General features: G+C 61.8%; 2 protein-coding genes. Both read right to left on the bottom strand.

Features of this window, described 5'->3' with window-relative positions:
- Nucleotides 1–307 precede the first annotated feature (307 nt).
- Entirely contained in the window at nucleotides 308–1,084 is a 777-nt protein-coding gene (locus AC1D1T_RS31640; protein WP_477993324.1) for a YoaK family protein, read from the bottom strand.
- Nucleotides 1,085–2,369: 1,285 nt separating this feature from the next.
- A complete protein-coding gene (locus AC1D1T_RS31635) occupies nucleotides 2,370–2,537 on the bottom strand; it encodes a hypothetical protein (protein WP_477828712.1) in 168 nt (55 codons plus the stop codon).
- Nucleotides 2,538–2,623 lie beyond the last annotated feature (86 nt).

The raw sequence follows: 2,623 nt of genomic DNA, 5'->3' as shown, positions 1-2,623 counted from the left end.
CTGCAGTTCGTCCCGGATCTGCATCACCTGCAGCCGCAACTGCYGCACCGGCGCGACATGGGCGTGGCGTTCGATCGCCTCGAGGTGCTCATGGGTCAATCGAGTCATGGATGGGGGCCCTCCGGGTTGGATTGGTTGGGTGGGTTGGCAACACGCTATTACCTTTCAGTGCTTGCGGCGCGGACGCGGCCGTGGCAGCAGTGTCCGGTCCGGCGTGCCAGGGGCGTTCGATCCATGCGAATGGGCGATGGGGAATGCGAAGCTGCCGGGGTGGAGCCCGGGGCCCCGGCTCGGACCGGTGGCCGGTTCAGGGTCTTCGCGGCGACTGCCAGGCTCGGCGATGCGCGACCAGGAGAGGCATCTCGGCCCAGAGGGGCGGAACGGACAAGGCAAGGAGTAGCAAGGCCAGCGGCACCACGCAGATGAAGCCCACGAGCTTGAAGCCCGACGCGCCGATCACGCCGCCCAGCACGAACATGAGGATCAGGCCGGCCGAGCGCTTCATCCGTGCCTTTTCATGCCGAACGAATTGAACTGACGGGGTGTGGCGGGCGTTCCAATAGATCAGCTTGCCCAGTTCCATCCCGAAGTCCGTGATGTTGCCGGTCATGTGCGTGGTGCGGATGCTGCCGCCTGATGTCTTGGAGCCCACCGCGTTCTGGAGGCCCATGATGAATGAGAGCAGCAGCACCGTCACCGGCACCGCAAATGGCGTTGGCCATGTGAGCGTGATGGCGCCCATGATCCCGAAGGGGAACATCAAGGCGGCTTCCAGGAGCAGCGGCAGCGCGTAGATGGCACGCAGCCGGTTCTGGCGGCCCCAGTTGACGAGGACCGCGCACACGGCGGCGCCGATGACGAATGCGCTGATGGCGCCGAGCGCGCTCAGGAAAAGTGCGCCGTTCCCGAGGACTGCGCTGTCGGCGAGCTGCGACGCGAAGCCGGTCATGTGCGACGTATACGTGTGCAGGACCAGGAAGCCCCCGGCGTTCACAGCGCCGGCATTGAAGGCCAGGAGCAGCCCGAGGGTCCAGTTCGTCGAGCGCGAGYGGTGACGGTAGGTGATCAGCTGGAGTCGGCGCATGACGACGCAGGTTACTGCATCGAATGTCGATGGCGGGGCTCGACGGCGGACGCCCAACGGCTGTCTCCCGGTCTCGATAAGCGCGACAATGTATATTATGTCAAATTACTGATGAGGCCCGCCCGTCGGCGGTTGGTTCGAGAAGGTTGGTTGCCGGATGGAAACCTAGCCCTTCTTTCGGCGGTAGTCAGGTGACAACATTTTCCCCCGCAAAAACCGCACTTCGCGACAACATCTTCCACCTCAAGTGCTCTGATTGCGACAACAACGTGGCTCTTGGCCTTACTACTTGCGCGACCGCGACGACAAACGCAGTCTTATCCTCAGCGCGACTTCCGAGCTCGGGCTTCGCTGACTCGTGCCAGCCTTAGGTCAATGACCAAATGGAAGGGCAGCTTGTTGACATCCGCGCCTCAATTTTCCTACATCCCACGTTCCAGGACGCCTTAACGTCTTGACGTCGACCGTTATCAAGATTGCCGTACTGCGGCGTGTGGGCACCTCAGCCTTTTAACGTATGCGACGTGAAGTACTTACCCCAGCACTCTGAACCCTTTGACATGGCGCGCATCCAGAGACCATCGGTGCTGACATGCAGCAGCGCTGCCGGCCACACAATCGGATGCCGCAACGTCTGGCTGCCGGAGCTGTACATGCTCTCGTTTTGAGCGGCAACCCTGGTCACCCAACAGCAAACCACCCGCGTTTCGCTGACCAGTAGGGGTTTGGACGTGACAAAGGCGAACGTCGTTTGACTTTTGCGTCGCGTTGATGATGGTGCCAACGAGATCTACTCGGGCACGCAATGCCGGCCGGCGAGCCAGAACTGCTTGTGACGTTCGCGTACGAGGCGCAGGGTCGGCCGGCATGAACAGTGCCTCAAGAGATGTTCATGCCGACAAGTCTGAGACTCGCGCCGACTGGTCGCCAGATGCCTCTTCGCCGAACTGTACGTGCAGTCTTTTTCCACCAGAGGTTGCCCAAGTCACAAGTCTTTGCGACGAATACTTGATGCCGTGCACACGCACGTAGGGCACATGGCATTTCCGTGGATTCACGATTATCGATCTCGTGTGCATCGATCCTCCTGAGCTTCGCAGCCAATTTATCACTGGCGAGACTTGTTCCTACGATCGCGCCAGTCGCGGGAGGGACATCGAGCGTTGGCCCGGATCGGCAGCAGCAGGAGAGTCGTCTTCGCTTTCCTCCCGCCCTCGCATCGGCCTCGCCACCATTCTCATCGGCGCTCGCTCGGGCGCACGACCGCCCTCAGTTGCCTCCTCTCTCATGGAACCGTAAGGAGTCCAGCATGAGCCAGCGGCAGCTGATCGATCTGCGAAGCCGCTTGCAGCGCAAGGATCGAGGGCCCGATAAGCCTGTTGACGACGTTCACGGCGCCCGAGTCGGGCTTGTCGCCAAGACGCCAGTTGTTGGCGAGCAGCGGTGCGCTCATGGCGAGGGCCTGCTGGCCCGCTTGCGTCCATGTTTGGGCTCGGTCCGACCTCCAGTTTCAACCAGCGCAGCGAACCGGTCCAGCGA

This window comes from Rhizobacter sp. P2_H3, assembly GCF_056403355.1.
Note: the sequence above shows the minus strand (reverse complement) of the source record. Positions and strands in the feature narration are given on the sequence as shown.

Coding starts and splice junctions, on each gene's coding strand:
- AC1D1T_RS31635 (WP_477828712.1), bottom strand. CDS start 2,537: ATGAGCGCACCGCTGCTCGCCAACAACTGGCGTCTTGGCGACAAGCCC.